Source organism: Bacteroides sp. 3_1_13 (genome assembly GCF_001185845.1).
GTDB classification, from domain to species: domain Bacteria; phylum Bacteroidota; class Bacteroidia; order Bacteroidales; family Bacteroidaceae; genus Bacteroides; species Bacteroides xylanisolvens.
Window position 1 is genome coordinate 767062 of record NZ_KQ236955.1, and the last position, 19200, is coordinate 786261.

The window sequence follows — 19200 nt, forward strand, 5'->3', positions numbered from 1 at the left end:
ATCGCAAAAGGGGTATCCATTTTCTTTTCTCGTACGCATTAGTTATATAAACATATCCAAATAGTGTTATTAAAAACAAACGTATGAGAAATAATTGGAACTTATTTATTGTGTGTTTTCTATGCGTATTGTGCTTCCAGCCTTACCAAGTTAATGCTCAAACGCAATCACAAAAGAAAATCACGATTGAGATTAGCAACGAACGATTGCCGTCCGTACTTAAACGTCTGGAAAAACTCTCCGGCTACAAAATCCTATTTACGTATGACGATGTCAAGAAATTCACCGTTTCCGGCTCTGTCAAAGATAAGAGTATAGAGCAGACTCTCGATATTATCTTAGCCAATAAGCCACTAGAATACCATATTGAAGATCAATTTATCACAATTACTTCCAAAGGTCCTTCCAAACAAGCGAAAGTATTCAATGTAAAAGGAGTGGTAATTTCCGGTGATGACGGACAGCCTCTCATCGGTGCAACTGTTGTCATCAAGGGAAGCAAGTCCGGTGTATTAACAGACATAGACGGAAAGTTTTCGATAGAAAATGTATCCAATAAATCCCTGTTACAATTTTCTTATATAGGAATGAAGCCACAAGATCTGACTCCTACCCCAACTATGAATGTTACATTAATGCCTGATGTACAAACTTTATCAGAAGTAGTAGTAACAGGTATGCAAAAAATGGATAAACGCCTGTTTACAGGAGCAACCAAACAATTGTCCGCAGATGAAGTGAAACTAGATGGTTTGCCTGATATCAGCCGTGGACTTGAAGGACGCGCCGCAGGCGTATCTGTACAAAATGTTTCCGGCACGTTTGGTACTGCCCCGAAAATTCGGGTACGCGGTGCCACATCTATTTTCGGTAGTTCAAAGCCATTATGGGTAGTAGATGGAGTCATCATGGAGGATGCTATTGACGTAGGTCCGGATGACTTATCTTCAGGAGATGCAGAGACGCTAATCAGTTCAGCCATTGCCGGGTTGAATTCAGATGATATCGAGAGCTTTCAAATATTGAAAGACGGATCAGCAACCTCTATCTATGGCGCACGAGCCATGGCAGGGGTTATTGTAGTAACAACCAAGAAGGGAAAAGCCGGCGTTAGCAAAATGAGCTATACCGGTGAATTTACAACCCGTATGATTCCCAGTTATAAAGAATTCAACATTATGAATTCGCAGGAACAAATGGGAATCTACAAAGAGATGGAGCAGAAAGGATGGCTTAATAACAGCGATACTTACCGTGCCAAAGATAGTGGTGTATATGGACGTATGTATCAATTAATCAATCAATATAACCCGGTTACAGGACAATTCGGACTTGCCAACACGCCGGAAGCACGTAATGCTTACCTGCGCGAAGCGGAAATGAGAAATACCGACTGGTTCAATACCTTATTTTCCAACAACGTTACACAAAACCATTCGGTCAGCATCACTTCCGGAACTGAAAAGTCTTCATTCTATGCTTCATTAAGTGCGATGTCAGATCCGGGATGGTATAAACAAAGTGAAGTAAAACGTTATACTGCTAATTTAAATACAACATATAATATATATAAGAATTTATCTATAAACCTGATCTCCAGTGCTTCCTACCGTAAACAGAAAGCCCCCGGGACACTAAGTTCAGAGGTTAATGCAGCAAGTGGAGAAGTTACCCGTCAGTTTGACATCAATCCCTATTCGTATGCACTAAATACATCACGTGCATTAGATCCAACAGTTGACTATACAGCCAACTATGCACCGTTCAATATCCTCCATGAATTGGATAACAATTATATGGATTTGAATGTAGCTGATGTTAAGTTTCAAGGAGAAATAAAATGGAAAGCACTTCCGGAGTTAGAACTAAGTGCATTAGGAGCAGTCAGATATCAGGCTTCTTCACAAGAACACAATATCAAAGATCACTCGAATCAGGCAACCGCTTATCGCACAGGAATGGACGACGCTACCATTCGTGACGAAAACAACTTATTGTATACCAATCCGGATAATCCGTATGCTTTGCCTATCAGTATACTACCGGAAGGAGGTATTTACCAGCGTAAGGACTATCGTATGTTGGGGGTAGACTTCCGTGCCACAGCATCCTGGAATCATTTATTTGCAGAAAAGCATATAACCAATCTTTTCGCCGGTATGGAAGTAAATGATTTGAAACGTATGCAAAATTATTTTCAAGGATGGGGAATGCAATATACAATGGGTGAAATACCATCGTATGTATATGAATTCTTCAAGAAGGGCATTGAATCCGGTGAAAGCTATTATGGATTAAACCATACAACAACAAGAAGTGTAGCAGGCTTTGCCAACGCAACTTATTCTTATGATGGACGTTATACAGTAAACGGAACATTCCGCTATGAAGGCACCAATCGCATGGGAAAAAGCCGTTCTTCCCGCTGGCTTCCTACATGGAATATGTCAGGAGCATGGAATGTACATGAAGAAAATTTCTTCAAGACATTCAGCTCCGTACTGTCACACTTAACATTCAAAGCATCCTACTCTTTAACAGCCGATAGAGGACCGGAATATGTGACCAACTCACATGCCATAATCACTAGTTATTCACCATTTCGTCCTTTCACCAGCGGACAGGAAACAGGACTTTATGTATCTGATCCTGAAAACAGTGAATTAACCTACGAAAAAAAGCATGAGTTGAACATCGGTGCCGACATGGGATTCTTAGACAACCGGATCAATTTTTCGATCGACTGGTATAAACGCAACAACTATGACCTGATTGGTATTACCCCGACACAAGGAGTAGGCGGTTCTATCTACAAATATGCCAATATAGCTTCCATGAAATCACATGGTATCGAGTTCACCATCTCAAGTAAGAATATCCAGTCGAAAAACTTTTCATGGCATACAGACTTCATCTTTTCCAAAGCAAAAAATAAAGTTACAGAACTGAATGCCCGTTCCAGCGTAATGGATTTAGTTTCAGGTTACGGTTTTGCCCGTCAGGGTTACCCGGTACGTGGTTTGTTTTCCATTCCATTTGTCGGCCTAAATTCAAATGGTATCCCGATGTATAATATCAATGGAAAAATAACCAGTACCGATATTGATTTTCAGACACGTGACAACATAGACTACCTAAAATATGAAGGTCCTACTGATCCTACCATAACAGGAAGTTTTGGTAATATTTTCACTTATAAAGCATTCAAACTGAATGTATTCATCACCTATTCATTTGGTAATGTAGTACGTTTGAATCCATGTTTCAGCTATCAATACAGTGACTTATCTTCTATGCCACGCGAATTCAAGAATCGCTGGACAGTGCCAGGTGATGAGAAACGCACGAATATCCCCGCTATTATCTCGAAACGCCAATATGAAGATAATAAAGATTTAATGTATGCATATAATGCCTACAATTATTCTACAGAACGAATTGCCAAGGGAGACTTTATCCGTATGAAGGAAATATCCTTGTCCTATGACTTCCCCCAATCATGGATTGCACCAGCAAAGATATCTAATTTATCTTTGAAACTTCAGGCTACCAATTTATTCCTGATTTATGCAGATAAAAAACTCAACGGACAGGACCCGGAATTCTTCAATACCGGTGGAGTAGCTTCCCCTGTACCTCGTCAGTTTACATTGACTCTTAGATTAGGATTTTAACCATTCAGATAATTATAAAAATGATGAAATACAGAAACGTCTTATATACAACACTCATTTCAGCTCTATGTCTGGAAACAACTTCCTGTAGTGATTTTTTAGATGAAATGCCGGATAACCGAACTGAATTGACTACTGAAGAAAGTATTACTAAAGTTCTGGTATCTGCATATCCTATGACTACCAACTGTCACATAGGAGAATTTTACAGTGACAATATTGATGAAAATAGCAGAGCATACAGCTATCTTTTCCGATTAAACGAACATTTGTACCGTTGGCAACAAACGACTGAAGAAAATCAGGACTCTCCCCATGCTCTATGGAATGACTGTTATAACTCGATTGCATCAGCCAACCAAGCCTTGGCGGCTATTGAGCAGATGGGAAATCCTCAATCATTATCAGCCCAAAAAGGCGAAGCTTTGATATGCCGTGCATACAATCATTTTGTATTAGCTACCACATTCTGCAAAGCGTATGGTACAAATGGAGACAAAGACTTGGGTATACCTTACATAAAAGAACCGGAAACATCTGTAAATCCACAATACTCACGCGGAACAGTTGCTGAAGTATACGAAAATATTGCAGCCGATTTAGAAGAAGGACTGCCTTTAATTGATGACAATATTTACTCACGGGTAAAATATCATTTTAATAAGAAGGCCGCTTATGCATTTGCAGCCCGCTTTTATCTATATTATACACAACCGGATTTTTCCAACTGTCAGAAAGTTATCAATTATGCCAATATAGTACTCGGTAATAATGCGTCCCAATATTTACGTGACTGGGCTGCATTAGGAGCTTTATCTCCCAACAAGAATATACAGCCGAACGCTTATGTAGATGCAGATAACCGTGCCAATCTAATGGTAATATCAGCAGCTTCATATTGGCCATTGGTTTCCGATCCGGGTTATGCCAACTGCGAAAGGTATTGCATGAACAATATTACTGCTTCGGAAAGTTGTAAATCCGAAGGTCCATGGGGAGATCAGTCAAGTTATCATCAGATCCCATTTTCACCCGGTGGCTCTATAAAGAACGGATTCCGCCGCTTAGTTATCTATCAGCAATTCACGTCGGGCAACAGTTGGATCGGCTACATGCTGTATCCTGCTTTTACCACCGACGAAGCATTGCTTTGCCGAGCTGAAGCCTACACGTTACTAAAACGTTATGACGAAGCTGCCGCTGATATAGATGCCTGGCAGAAAGCCTTTACAAAAAACACCCAAACTTTGACCAAGGAGACAATCAATGATTTTTATGCCCGACTAAAATATTACACACCGGAAGCTCCGACAGTAAAAAAGGAATTGCATCCGGATTTTGTAGTAGAAAAAGGAATGCAGGAGAATCTAATACATTGTATTCTACATGCAAGACGTCTGCTAACCTTAGAAGAGGGGCTTAGATGGCAAGATATAAAACGCTATGGTATTATAATCTACCGCCGCTATTATGAAGGTTATACCTTGGTGAATATCACCGACAAGATGGACACGAATGACCCCAGACGTGCAATTCAGCTACCGGCCAGTGTCATTACAGCAGGTATGCAACCAAATCCAAGAAATGACTAAATAACTTTAGGAGGAAAAAAATATGAAGAAATACATCATATACAGTTTAATCATGACATTGACCTGTGGACTGGGTGCTTGCAACAATGACGAAGACGTAGACAAAGCAAACAGCATTTTCTCCACAGAAGAAGTAGATCGTAGCCCATTCGACAAGTGGATATTAGGCAATTATACCCATCCATACAACATTGCATTAAAATATCGCATGGAAGATAACGAGAGCGACATGACACACATATTAGCACCTGCCGAATACAAAAAGTCTGTGGTACTGGCTAAAATTATCAAACATGTGTGGCTGGAAGCATACGATGAAGCAACAGGCAATCCGAACTTCTTACGCCAATATATTCCTAAGACAATCCACTTTATCGGTTCCCCCGCCTATGAAGACAATGGAACTATGGTATTAGGAACAGCTGAAGGCGGCATGAAAATTACATTATACAATGTAAATGACATCAATCCCGACCAAATAGATATTAACCTGTTAAACGACTACTATTTCCAGACAATGCACCATGAGTTCGCACATATTCTGCATCAAACTAAAAACTATGATCCGGCCTTTGACCGTATTACGGAAAATGCCTACATCGGTAGCGACTGGTATATGGTGGGAGCCGACCGCAATGCATGGCAACAAGGATTTGTCACTCCTTATGCAATGAGTGAATCACGTGAAGATTTTGTGGAGAACATCGCAGTGTATGTCACAAATACCAAAGACTACTGGAATAACATGCTGCAAAATGCCGGTGAAAACGGCCGTACACTCATAAAGCAGAAATTCGAAATAGTCTATAGTTATATGGAACAAACCTGGGGAATCAATCTGGACGAATTACGCGAGATTGTTCTACGACGCCAGGATGACATAGCAAACGGCTATGTAGACTTAAGTATTATTGAATAAAATATGAAAATTATGAAGAAATATCTATCCATATACACACTTCTGGCATTGGCCTGCATTGTTTTGCAATCTTGTCTTTTCTCCGAAGAAGAAATATTCGACGAATCATCTGCCAATAGAGCCACAGCCGATGTAATCAAATGCCAGGAGATTCTTAAAGATGTGCCGAACGGCTGGAAACTGGAATATTACATAGGAAGCAACTATTCTGCAGGTGCAGTCACTTTACTAATGAAATTTGACGGGAAGCAGGTAGAAATGGCTTCGGAAACAGGCGCAGAAAGCTATAAACCGGGAACTATAATAACCTCTCTGTATCAAGTAAAATCGGAACAAAGCACAATGCTCACTTTCGATTCATACAACCCACTAATCCATATGTTTTCAGGTCCTTTAGGCCTGAACATGAACCTAGGAGGGGATTACGAGTTTATTATAATGAGCGCAACTCCCGACAAAGTAATTCTGCAAGGAAAAAAACACAAAAACATAATGGAGATGACGCCTATGCCCAAAGATATACCATGGCGTATTCAGATTGAAGATATCATTAACATTGAGAAAGATGCTTTTCTAAATACATACCGCATGGAGAAAGGCGGACAAGTACTGAATTACTTTATACGCAACAATGGCACAATGGCTACATTCTCCGCTTACAGCGCCGATTATAGTAGTGCAAGAAGTTTACCCTATATCTACACAGAAAAAGGATTAAAGTTACAATCCCCGTACAATGTCAACGGACTTGAAGTCCAAAACTTCAAATGGGATAGAAAGTCCAGACTATTTGTTTGTACCGACGCAGGAGCAACTGACATCGTACTTAAAGAATATTATCCCGAAAACTATCTACAATATGAAGACTATATCGGTACCTACACTGCAACGATTGACGATTATGACGAAGGGCCAACTTCGCAATCTGTAACCATCTCTCCTAAAGTCAGAGGAGAAAGTTATACACTGAAAAGTATTGGCGGATTCAACTTCACCCTCCAGTATGACAAAGCCAGCGGAAAACTAGTTTTAGATTCACAAAGTATAAGTTCGACTTCTTCATCGTCTTATTACTTTGCGTGCGCGGCAGGTGTGGAAGGCTATGCCCACACAGAATTAAGTCTGCCATCACGCCTACGCAACGGATTGATAAATGTGACGACAAACAGCAACCCTTTCACTTTTTACTTTGCGGATAAAGCAAGCCAGGAAATTACATCATTGATAATCTGGGCTTATTCATCTGATGAATATTCAACCTCCGGACTAATGGGTTACTGGAGCTGGTACAACTCAATCTTAATGGTAAAAGAAAACGAAAGTAATTAATACGATTATGAGAAAGCTTTTTAATATATTCTTATTTGTACTTTGCATCGTAGCAATAGCGGGATGCAATGATACGGAAAGCAGCGAATCCAAGTTAGAAATCAAAGCTGTAAATACTAATTTCCAAGCTACCGGCGGAAAAGGATACATACAACTTCAGTCAACAGGAAATATAACAGCAGATGTTGACGTCGATTGGTGTGTGCTGAAAGAAGTAAATCCTAATGAAGTGGTATTCGAAGTAAAAGAAAATACCGGGTACTCCGGTAGAAATGCTTTATTGACAATCAGTAACGGAGTAGAGACAGAAGCATTCAACATCAATCAATCCGGAGCTGTTTTCATCTTCGGCAAAGACGAATGGATGCTCCGTACCGACAATAAAGCAGCTACTCTGCCAATAAAACTACAAAGTTCTTTCGATTATACAATAGACATACCCGCAGAAGCTCAAGAATGGTTGTCATTTGAACAGAATGCGAAGGGAATAAATTTCAAGGTAAAAGAAAATACCTCCGGAAGAATGAGAGGAGCTATTGTCAATGTGGCAGCAAAAGACAGATCGGCTTCTTATCAGGTAATACAATATGATGTTGACGAGCTTACCGGAACATGGCAAGGTATGTTTTCAGACGGGCAAATGAATTACGGTTTGAAAGATGTCACCATTGAGAAACAGGAAGACGGAACATACCTGCTTTCAAACATTCTAACCGGATTGCCTTACAAACTGAAAGCAAAAGCCATAGACAATTGCCTGGCTTTTGGGGCCGGTCAAAACCTAGGAGTCTTCGAGGACAATTTATATCTCTCATTCGAAATTCTTAGCTCTGACCTATATTATGTAAAAGATCCTTCTGTAACAATCTCATTAGGCCCCGTAATGTTAACAGACGGAACATTCGTTTTCGCTTTTTCCGGAATAAAAGAAAGTGATCCTTTCGGTTTTGTTTTCCGGGTATATGAAGATGCAAAACTACAGAAAGTTATAGACAATCTGTCCATTTTTATTAATTGTATTCTATTTAAAGAAGACATAATCCAATAACATATGAAAAAGATACTATTAACTAGCTTTATCGTGGCATTAGGATTACTTGGTGCAAGCTGTAAAGATGACAACAGCACCGCAAGCGGAGGAGGAGAAATACTTCCGGACCAACAGGTAAGCTGTGAGATATTTATGCCAACTGATGGCGCAACCGTTATTATGTCAGACAAACTGATTATCAGAGGAGAAGGGACTACAAACTATGGTAAAATCATTTCTGCAGAACTGAAAGTCGGGGAAGAGATTATCACTGACATCACTTCAGTTCCATTCTATTATGAGTATACCTTCTCCAAAGATGCCGAACCGGGAGAACTGAAAATTGAGTTAGCAGTTAAAGGAGATCACGAAGGTAGTGCCTTGGCAACTATTACAGTGACAACAGAACAAGGAAACAGGCCTGCTCCCCCTCAATATGGAGAAGTGCTAACCGATACCCGTGATGGAAATACATACAAAACCGTACAACTTGCAGACCAGTTATGGATGGCAGAAAATTTACGCTATCTACCAGAGCAACAGTTTGATGTGTCCTCAACCGAACCAAGATATTACGTAATGTTTGATAATGATGCAAAAACAGAACTTGGAAAAGGTTTCCTGAATGCATATGGAGCCTATTACAACCTACCTGCTGCTCTACAAAACGAAACGGCTTTAGGTCCCGATGAAACACGTATAATAAAAGGAGTTTGTCCTGATGGATGGCATATTCCTTCTCAAAAAGAATGGCAAAAATTATCTCAATATGTATTAGATTCCGGAATGGCAGCAATTATGAATGATGGTCAAGTAGATGAAACAGCCCTAGCAAAGGCTCTAGCTTCAACAACGATGTGGATGATGCCGGAATACACAGAAATAGAACCACAGCCAACCTGGGTTGGAGTTGAGATGGAAAAGAATAATGCAACCTTATTCAATGGTCTGCCTATAGGTTTCCGTGCTTGTGCAGGCGACGAAGATTGGATGCATTCAGCCTACAGTGCGGGTTGGTGGAGTTCGACAGCGGGAGTACAAATGGGACCAGAATTTGGTATTACCGTACGTATGTGGTCAGACCTCCACACATTTGTAACCAATGCAGAATTTAATCCGGGAGTAGGACTCCCCGTTCGTTGTATCAAAGATTAACCATATATTATTACTCACTAAATAAAAATACAATTATGAAGAAGTTAGGATTCCTTTTATTTTTAGTCTTAGGACTAACGGCTTGCGGTGATGACAACAATGATCCCGCTCCAGAACAACATGTAACATGTGCCATATCTTCTCCTACTGAAGGAGCAACGATAGACATAGCTGAAAAGGTGACAATCAAAGGAGAAGCAACTGTTGACATTGGTCAAATATCGAATGTTACTCTTAAAATCGGAGACAAACAAATTTCAGAAGTAACTTCTGTTCCATTTAGTTATGAATACACATTCGAAGCCAGTCAAGCCGTAGGAGCACTAAAAATTGAACTGACCGTCAAAGGCGATCAAGGTGCCATGGCGACAAGTGAAGTAAATGTCACACTAAAAAAGACCGAACCAACCCCAGAACCGGAAGAAGGAAAGATGATTGACCCACGGGATAATCATGAATACAAAATTGTTACAATTGGTGAACAAATATGGATGGCAGAGAACTTGGCTTATTTACCATCAGTTAGCAAACCGGAAGATGCCGCTACCAGTGATGGAGATCCGCTCTATTTTGTTTTCAACTATGATGGCAAAGATGTAAATGCAGCTAAAGCCACGAAAGAATACAAGACATACGGAGTCTTGTATAATTGGTATGCCGCTATGAACCAAAAGAACGCAACCGGTGGAAATGCGGATGCCATACCAAGTGGTATTCAAGGAATCTGTCCTAACGGATGGCATCTACCCAGCAAAGCAGAGTGGAAAAAACTAGAAAATTTTGTTGCAGATGAATTAGCACCAGTTGAAGGTAATGTATGGACAGATGATGAAGGAAATAAATACTCCGATAAAGACTGTAAAAACGTCTGGTCAGCATTGACAGGAAAACTGGATGCTGACGGTTGGGGAGAATCCGGCATGATAGATGAAAATCCTGATCTCGCTAAAGGTCCACGTGACACCTATGGCTTTAATGTTATACCTGCCGGACAATGTTATCAGAGCGGAAGTTTTGAAATGCCTAAGTCACAGAGTAGAACAGACTTTTGGAGCACAGACCAAGCTACTTACGGAGCAGGAACTGTATATTTCAGTAATATGAGTTATGGGTTAGGTTATTCTTCTGATAAAGGAGGAATACAAGTAAAACGTGGCCTTTCAGTACGTTGCGTAAAAGATTAACTATATTGTAGATAAACATTTATCAATTAGTTCATTACAGAATTAATAAATTCTCTCTTAAAGATAAGGGAAGTATGTCGAGAGATATGCTTCCCTTTTAATATATCTTTTTACACCTAGTTACCAACTCACTCAAACATATAATTAGTCGATATCCAATATCACGAAATAAAACAAATTCTGAATGTTCTTCCATTTTATTATATATCTTTGTAACTAGATATTTTAAAAGACTACATTATGGCAAAAAAGAAAGAAAAGAAAGAGAAAAAGGCCGGCAAGAGAATGAGTAAGAAAGAGCTGGCAGCACTATTAATAGACTTTTTCCATGCCAAATCCAGCGAGACCTTGAGTATGAAATATATATTTTCGGAACTGCGTCTCACTACCCATCCGCAAAAAATGTTATGCGTCGATATATTACATGACCTTTTAGCTGACGATTATATCAGTGAAATAGAAAAAGGAAAGTTCCGCCTGAACAGTCACGGAACGGAGATGACAGGTACTTTCCAACGGAAGAGCAACGGTAAGAACTCGTTTATTCCTGAAGAAGGGGGCGACCCGATATTCGTGGCCGAACGTAATTCCGCACATGCGATGAATAACGATAAGGTAAAGATAACCTTCTATGCCAAACGGAAGAACAGAGAAGCCGAAGGAGAAGTCATCGAAATACTGGAACGCGCCAACGATACATTCGTCGGCACACTGGAAGTAGCTAAGTCATACGCATTTCTGGTGACAGAGAACCGTACATTAGCCAATGATATTTTCATCCCAAAAGATAAGCTGAAAGGCGGAAAGACCGGAGATAAAGCCATTGTGAAAGTAACCGAATGGCCGGACAAGGCAAAGAATCCTATCGGACAAGTAATAGATATATTAGGTCAGGCTGGCGACAACACCACAGAGATGCACGCAATTCTTGCGGAGTTCGGTCTGCCGTATGTATATCCGAAAGCAGTAGAGACAGCAGCAGATAAGATTCCTGCCGAGATTTCAGCAGAAGAGATTGCCAAACGCGAAGATTTCCGTAAGGTAACAACTTTCACCATCGACCCGAAAGATGCCAAAGACTTTGACGACGCACTTTCCATCCGCAAGCTAAAGGACGGATTGTGGGAAGTAGGTGTACACATTGCCGACGTGACACATTACGTAAAAGAAGGCAGCATCATCGACAAGGAAGCAGAAAAGCGGGCAACTTCCGTTTATCTGGTAGACCGTACCATCCCGATGCTTCCCGAACGGTTGTGTAACTTCATTTGTTCACTCCGCCCGAACGAAGAAAAACTAGCTTTCTCCGTTATCTTCGATATTACGGAAAAAGGAGAAGTCAGAGACTCACGCATCGTACATACGGTTATCAACTCCGACCGTCGCTTCACCTACGAAGAGGCACAACAAATCATAGAAACAAAAGAAGGAGACTTCAAAGAAGAAGTACTCACATTAGATACGATTGCCAAAGCACTGCGCGAAAAACGCTTCTCTGCAGGAGCTATCAACTTCGACCGCTACGAAGTGAAGTTCGAAATTGACGAAAAAGGAAAACCAATCAGCGTTTACTTCAAGGAGTCAAAAGATGCCAATAAACTAGTGGAAGAATTCATGTTGCTCGCTAACAAGACCGTAGCAGAAAAGATAGGATGTGTGCCGAAGAACAAGAAAGCCAAAGTGCTTCCTTACCGTATCCACGACCTACCCGATCCGGAGAAGTTGGAGAACTTGTCACAGTTCATCGCACGCTTCGGCTACAAAGTGCGTACAAGCGGAACGAAGACGGATATTTCAAAATCCATCAACCACTTGCTGGACGACATACACGGAAAGAAAGAAGAGAACCTGATAGAAACCGTATCCATCCGCGCCATGCAGAAAGCACGTTACTCAACCCATAACATCGGTCACTACGGACTAGCTTTCGAATATTACACTCACTTTACTTCTCCCATCCGCCGTTTCCCGGACATGATGGTACACCGTTTGGTGACGAAGTATATGGACGGAGGACGTAGCGTATCCGAAGCCAAGTACGAAGACCTCTGCGACCACAGCTCGAACATGGAACAAATTGCAGCCAATGCCGAACGTGCTTCCATCAAATATAAACAGGTGGAATTTATGAGCGAACGTCTGGGGCAGATTTACGACGGTGTAATCTCCGGCGTAACCGAGTGGGGACTTTATGTAGAACTGAACGAAAACAAATGTGAAGGTCTGGTCCCTGTTCGTGATCTGGATGATGACTACTACGAATTCGACGAGAAGAACTATTGTCTTCGCGGACGCCGCAAAAATAAAATATACAGTTTGGGAGACGCTATTACTGTTCGGGTAGCTCGTGCCAATCTGGAAAAGAAACAATTGGATTTTGAATTAATAGAAAAGTAAAAGTTTGAATATTCAAGCAAACTGAAAAGCTCATTCAACCCCTGATAACATTAGTACAGAAATACGATTGATTAGATAAATCTGTGAAAGTAACGAGAAAAAAGTTCGCATAGATTTGTGTAATCAGTCGTAAGTCTGTACTTTAGCGTATCATTTTGATTATTCTTACTATTATAACATTCATATATCCATGAAGACTGTCATTATCGAAGACAAACAACGAATCGAGTCCATTATTCTGCATTGCGATGCCTGTTTTGTGGGCATTACAGATTTAGAAGGTAATCCCTATGTAGTTCCCATGAACTTCGGTTATGAAAATGGTATCATATATCTGCATTCAGGTCCCGAAGGCAGCAAGTTAGAGATGTTGGAACATAATAATAATGTATGCATCACTTTCAGCCTTGGACATAAACTTGTCTACCAACACGAAAAGGTAGCCTGCAGTTACAGTATGCGTTCCGAAAGCGCGATGTGTCGGGGACAAGTAGAATTCATCGAAGAGATAGACGATAAACGTCGTGCACTGGATATTATCATGCGTCATTATACAGACAACGCATTCAGCTATTCCGATCCTGCCGTACGTAACGTAAAAGTGTGGAAAGTAGCTGTCCGGCAGATGACAGGAAAAGTATTCGGTCTGCGAGCCAACGAAAAGCCATAAAACAGTTTCCGGCTTTCGGCTAATGAATTTAACTTCATGTGCCACACCCGTTTAAGAAACGAATTCAGCATTCAAGAAGCATGACGGAGTATCTACAAGCAAATTTCTCTAAACAAAAGTTTAGAACACTTTTACCCTCACACCCTCATCCTCTGCTTGTATCTCTTTATTCATCGGCATTACAGGTGTGAGGGTAAAGGTGATAGTAAGTGAGGGTAGGCAGTTACCCTCACCCTGTTTCATTCTAAATGTTGTCCTACTTCCTTGTATTACGTAGGAAGTGCAACCGGTATATATCTATTATCCCTTCATTATCCATCCGTTAAACCACCGATATAGTTAATTCACCACAGCCGTGGGGAGATCTTCCCACAGCTGTGGTAACTTCTCTTCACGGCCGTGAAGAGAAGTCGTCACGGCCGTGGGAAGCTAACTATATCGGTAGTCTGATGCAAGAAGAGCGGTAACTTAATACAATAATAAAGGGGAGATAAGGTATTCTTCCCTGCTTCATAATATCCATTCTCCCTATACACCAGTACCAAGACAGCCGTTTATAACATGATTATTAGGAAGATTTACTGAATATTCCTTCTAATTTCACACCCCTATTCTGTTGGGATTTTCTAAAGAAACTTTATCTTTGTAATGTCAACAATTAAAAGAATATGGTTCGTTTTAATCTTGTTATCACCTTACTACTAATGATAAATATGGCTGTCAAAGCCGAACTGACCAACCGGATGTTCGATGTCAGGCATGTAGGCTATGCAGAAGGCCTTAGTAGTCAACGTGTTTTTTCGATTGTCGAGGATGGAGACGGTGCGATGTGGATTGCTACAAAAACCGGAATAGACAGATACAACGGTCATACGGTAAAGAACTATGATTTACCGGGCAGTTTCTATTATGGCGATCTTGCCGGACGCAGGCTTTACTTATTGTACGACGCACAACAAGGACTGTTTGCCTACGACCATACCGGACGAATTTACCGATACTCCACCATCCTGGATCATTTTGAGCAAGTCCTCCACCTGGGACAATTGATTCAGGAAGAAGTCATCTTGAACAAACTCTGTTTGGATAGTGACGGAACCTGGTGGATGGGGGCGGATAAAGGACTATACAAGCAAGAAGCGGACCATCGTATAGTTGCCGTACTGAAAGGACAATATGTCAACGACATCGCATTTGCCGGCGAGTCGCTTTTTGTGGGTACTTCTAACGGAGTCTGGCAACTGTCACACGCCTTGCCGGATAGGAAACGCCAACTGCTTGAGGGGTGGAATGTACAAACATTGTTCTGCGACAAACCGAAAAAAGAACTCTGGATAGGCACATTTGGCAGCGGTTTGTCTGTGATGAACCTCGACACTTCCAAAGTGCTTGCGCTGGAGGGACAAGGGAGCACGTTCCTTCATCCGATACGGGCAATTACAGACTATGATGTACATACCATACTCATAGGCGTAGACGGTGGCGGTGTGTATGCGATAGACAAGGACACTAAGAAAGCCCGTTTACTGATGAACACCAAAGATGACACAGATACTTACCTGCGCGGAAACGGCGTATATGCCGTAACCAGAGACGACCAGGGCAACATCTGGATAGGTAGTTATACGGGAGGTGTATCCGTGGCTATCCTGCTGAAATATCCCATTTCGATATTAGCACACGAAAAGGGAAATACCCATTCTCTCATCAGCAACAACGTAAATGATATCGAAGAAAACCCGGATGGCAACCAATGGTTCGCTACTGATGATGGAATCAGCATCCGAAACACCCTGTCAGGCACCTGGAAACACGTGCTGAAAGAAATCGTAACCATTTCTCTTTGCACATCCGGAAATGGGAACGTATGGGTAGGAACGTACGGAGACGGAGTGTATCTACTGGATAACAACGGACGCGTGTTACGCCATCTCACCAAGCAACAAGGGCAATTGACTACCAATTATATCTTCTCCGTCAGACAAGACATGGAGGGAGACTTATGGATAGGAGGTCTGGACGGATGCCTGATCATGTTTGAAAAAGAAAAAGGCAGCAGACGGTCTTTCGACGTGAATTGGGTACAATCCATTGAACCTATCGACCGAAACCGGGTAGCGGTGGCTACCGTCAATGGTTTCTTCCTGGTGGACAAACATACAGGGAATATACAGCACTATGCCAATTCCCAGGAATTTCACAATCAGAATGTCAGTGCTTATATCATCTCTATGCTGTTCAATGACGACGGAACCGTGTGGCTGGGAACCGAAGGGGGAGGATTGAATCTATATGACATGAAAAACCGGACGGTAAAGACTTTCACTGTTCAAGAGGGATTGCCGTCCAACGATATATATAGTTTGCAGCGAGACGACAAGAAACGCTTGTGGGTCAGCACCGGAAAAGGAATTGCCTTGATAGACAGCCTGCGCGTGTCGAACCTCAACTATGCGGGCAATATAGACAAGGAATATAACAAATCCTCATTTGCCCGGTTGATGAACGGCGAGTTCGTGTATGGCAGCACGGATGGCGCTGTCTTTATCATGCCACTCGACATTTCAACCGTAGACTACTGGACGCTCCTGCGTTTCACAGGGCTGACAGTTGATTATCAAAACGTCCAGGAAGAAGAATCGTTGAAACCTGCCATCCATGATATGCTTGCCGACCGTGCGGTACGGCTCGGCTATAAATACAACTCGTTTACCGTTTCTTTTGAATCTATCAACTATCGTTTCCAGCGCGATATTGTCTATCAGCATATTTTAGAAGGGTATGACAATGACTGGAGCAAACCGTCTGCCGAGGGCAAGGCATCCTACACCAAGGTATCGCCGGGCACTTATCTTTTTAAGGTGCGCAGCCTGCGGCGCAGCGACGGAAAGACTATCTCCGAAAGCACCTTAGAAGTGAAAGTGAGCCAGCCATGGTGGAACTCGTGGTGGGCTTGGACTATTTACCTATTTATAATAGGCTTCGTTTTCTATTTCATCCTGCGCTATAAGAGCAACCAGCTCCAAAAGAAATACGACGAAGACAAAATACGTTTCTTTATCGACACGGCACACGACATTCGCACGCCGGTAACGCTTATCATGGCACCGCTGGAGGATTTGAACCGGGAACAGGATCTCTCGGACAAAGCCCGTTATTACCTGAATCTGGCTCATGAAAGTACCCGGAAACTCCATTCGCTCATTACACAGTTGCTCGAATTTGAAAAGGTAGACGCCCACAAGCCATCCTCTTCATCGGTTCCGCTTTGTCTGAATGAAGTTTTGCTGAAAGAAGTCTCCGTCTTCCGGTCTTTTTGCGAGAAGAAGCAGTTGACACTGAATCTGACCCAACCCGACGAATCCGTTTTCGTTTCGGCCGACAAACACCTGATAGAGATGTTACTCGACAATCTTCTTTCCAATGCCTGCAAATACACCATGCCCCAGGGAGAAATCAGTCTGGATTTGAAAGCCACGAAACGCAAAGCCATCCTTTCGTTGAAAGATAACGGAATAGGCATACCGAAGAAAGCGAAGAAGCACATCTTCTCCGATATTTACAGAGCCGAAAATGCCCGGCAGTCACAGGAAGAAGGAACCGGATTCGGACTGTTGCAGGTGCAACGCATTGTAAAGATGCTGCATGGAAAAATCACTTTCTGTTCCGAAGAGGGCAAGGGAACTACTTTCATCGTAACATTGCCACGAACCACCACCGTAGCCGAACCCGTGTCGCACGAATCATCCCTCGAACACCTTGCCGGCACATCGAATAATAATAGCCACGAAACGGATAAAATGAAAGATCCGGACGACCGGAATACATTGCTCATTGTAGAAGACCACGAAACTCTCCGTCACTACCTCCGCCAAACCTTTGAACACCTCTATCGAGTGATTGATGTTGCCGACGGACACGAAGCTATCGCCTGTCTCGCCAATGAATATCCGGACATCATCCTCTCCGACGTCATGATGCCCGGCATACGGGGTGACGAGCTTTGCAGAATGGTCAAGGAAAATCCTGACACATCAGGTATTCCCGTCGTTCTGCTGACGGCAAAGGCTAACCACGAAGCAATAGTGGAAGGATTGAAGAAAGGCGCGGATGATTATATCCCCAAACCATTCAGTACAGAGATACTGAAATTGAAAGTACAAGGATTGATTGACAATCGAAACAGGCAACGGCAGTTTTTCATGCGGCAAGCCATCGCTCAAGTAGAGGCGGGCGGCAAACGTGACGACAATGAAAGCAATGAAAACAATGAAAGTATCGACAACAAAAACGTAACGACAGCAAGCGAAACAATGGCCGAGGGCGACCGCCGGTTTATCATGCAAGCTACCCGGTTTGTTCTTGAACATTTGGATGAACCCGATTTCAACATCAATCTCTTGTGCCATGAAATGGCAATGAGCCGGACACTATTCTACAGTCGCCTTAAATCACTGACGGGAAAAGGACCGCAAGAGTTTATCCGTATCATCCGGCTACAAAAAGCTGCCGAACTGCTGAAAGAAGGTAAAAGCGTAACCGATGTCGCCGCCGAAACCGGATTTGTCAACACGAAGTATTTCAGTTCATTGTTCAAGAAACAATTCGGGATGCAGCCAAGTAAATATAGTGGGAAGTAGACAAGCATTCATGTTCGGTTTTGAATTAAAATTAGCTCGTTTCCGGTACAGTAATGCACTGTTTCAGCCTATTCTGACAAGGGTATATTCTCACTGCAATGAGAAAAAGTTCTCATTGTAATGAGTATTTCTTCTCATACCTATGAGTATTTTTTCTCATAGTGATAAGTATACTTGAGAATGTTTACGGAAGTTTTTTTGAATTATAATTATATGAGTTTACCTCATTTCCGTACCGTTCTTAATTAAATGGGAATTTTGCAGTTAAATGAGAAATTATCGGTTAAATGGGAATTTTGCAGTTAGGCTGAAAGCCTTACAATTATATATTTATTGGGGTGCCCTGAAAGGGCTTAATTATATAGCGTAGGGCAACGCCCTACGAAAAAAACACACCAGCCACAAGCCCTGAAAGGGCGGAACCGTATACAATTATGCCCTTTCAGGGCGCAAATTCAGATTGTCGTTTTTACGTAGGGCGTTGCCCTACGCTATATAATTAAGCCCTTTCAGGGCACTCCGCAAAATTATCATTTACCTCATTCTTGTACAGCAATAATCTTCGAAAAAGAATGGGTAAGATAACGTCCGTTCGATAAAAATCAGCAGA

10 protein-coding genes are annotated in these 19200 nt (G+C 41.9%); all 10 read left to right on the forward strand.

Annotated features, from left to right (window positions below):
• Positions 1-83: 83 nt before the first annotated feature.
• The 10 genes from HMPREF9009_RS02920 (at position 84) to HMPREF9009_RS02965 (ending at position 18590) form a co-directional block, all read left to right on the forward strand.
• Positions 84-3674 carry a SusC/RagA family TonB-linked outer membrane protein gene (locus HMPREF9009_RS02920; protein ID WP_049701386.1) on the forward strand — a complete coding sequence of 1197 codons (3591 nt, stop codon included), beginning with the start codon at positions 84-86 and terminating at the stop codon, positions 3672-3674.
• Between the two features lie 23 nt (positions 3675-3697).
• Positions 3698-5266: a RagB/SusD family nutrient uptake outer membrane protein gene (locus HMPREF9009_RS02925; RefSeq protein WP_049701387.1), complete on the forward strand. Its 1569-nt coding sequence runs from the start codon at positions 3698-3700 to the stop codon at positions 5264-5266.
• Between the two features lie 22 nt (positions 5267-5288).
• Positions 5289-6185, forward strand: coding sequence for a zinc-binding metallopeptidase (locus tag HMPREF9009_RS02930; RefSeq protein WP_049701388.1), 897 nt, complete (start codon positions 5289-5291; stop codon positions 6183-6185).
• A 12-nt stretch (positions 6186-6197) separates the two neighbouring features.
• On the forward strand, positions 6198-7514 hold the full coding sequence (locus HMPREF9009_RS02935; RefSeq protein ID WP_049702221.1) for a DUF4302 domain-containing protein: 1317 nt from the start codon (positions 6198-6200) through the stop codon (positions 7512-7514).
• Positions 7515-7521: 7 nt separating this feature from the next.
• Complete coding sequence (locus tag HMPREF9009_RS02940) at positions 7522-8562, forward strand: BACON domain-containing protein (protein WP_049701389.1); 1041 nt, start codon at positions 7522-7524, stop codon at positions 8560-8562.
• A 3-nt stretch (positions 8563-8565) separates the two neighbouring features.
• Positions 8566-9699, forward strand: a complete 1134-nt coding sequence (locus HMPREF9009_RS02945) for a fibrobacter succinogenes major paralogous domain-containing protein (protein ID WP_049701390.1) — start codon at positions 8566-8568, stop codon at positions 9697-9699.
• Between the two features lie 35 nt (positions 9700-9734).
• On the forward strand, positions 9735-10883 hold the full coding sequence (locus HMPREF9009_RS02950; protein WP_049701391.1) for an FISUMP domain-containing protein: 1149 nt from the start codon (positions 9735-9737) through the stop codon (positions 10881-10883).
• 240 nt (positions 10884-11123) lie between these two features.
• Positions 11124-13280, forward strand: coding sequence for a ribonuclease R (gene rnr / locus HMPREF9009_RS02955; protein WP_008643914.1), 2157 nt, complete (start codon positions 11124-11126; stop codon positions 13278-13280).
• A gap of 190 nt (positions 13281-13470) precedes the next feature.
• A complete protein-coding gene (locus tag HMPREF9009_RS02960) occupies positions 13471-13950 on the forward strand; it encodes a pyridoxamine 5'-phosphate oxidase family protein (RefSeq protein WP_004317010.1) in 480 nt (159 codons plus the stop codon).
• Positions 13951-14618: 668 nt separating this feature from the next.
• Complete coding sequence (locus HMPREF9009_RS02965) at positions 14619-18590, forward strand: hybrid sensor histidine kinase/response regulator transcription factor (RefSeq protein ID WP_049701392.1); 3972 nt, start codon at positions 14619-14621, stop codon at positions 18588-18590.
• Positions 18591-19200 lie beyond the last annotated feature (610 nt).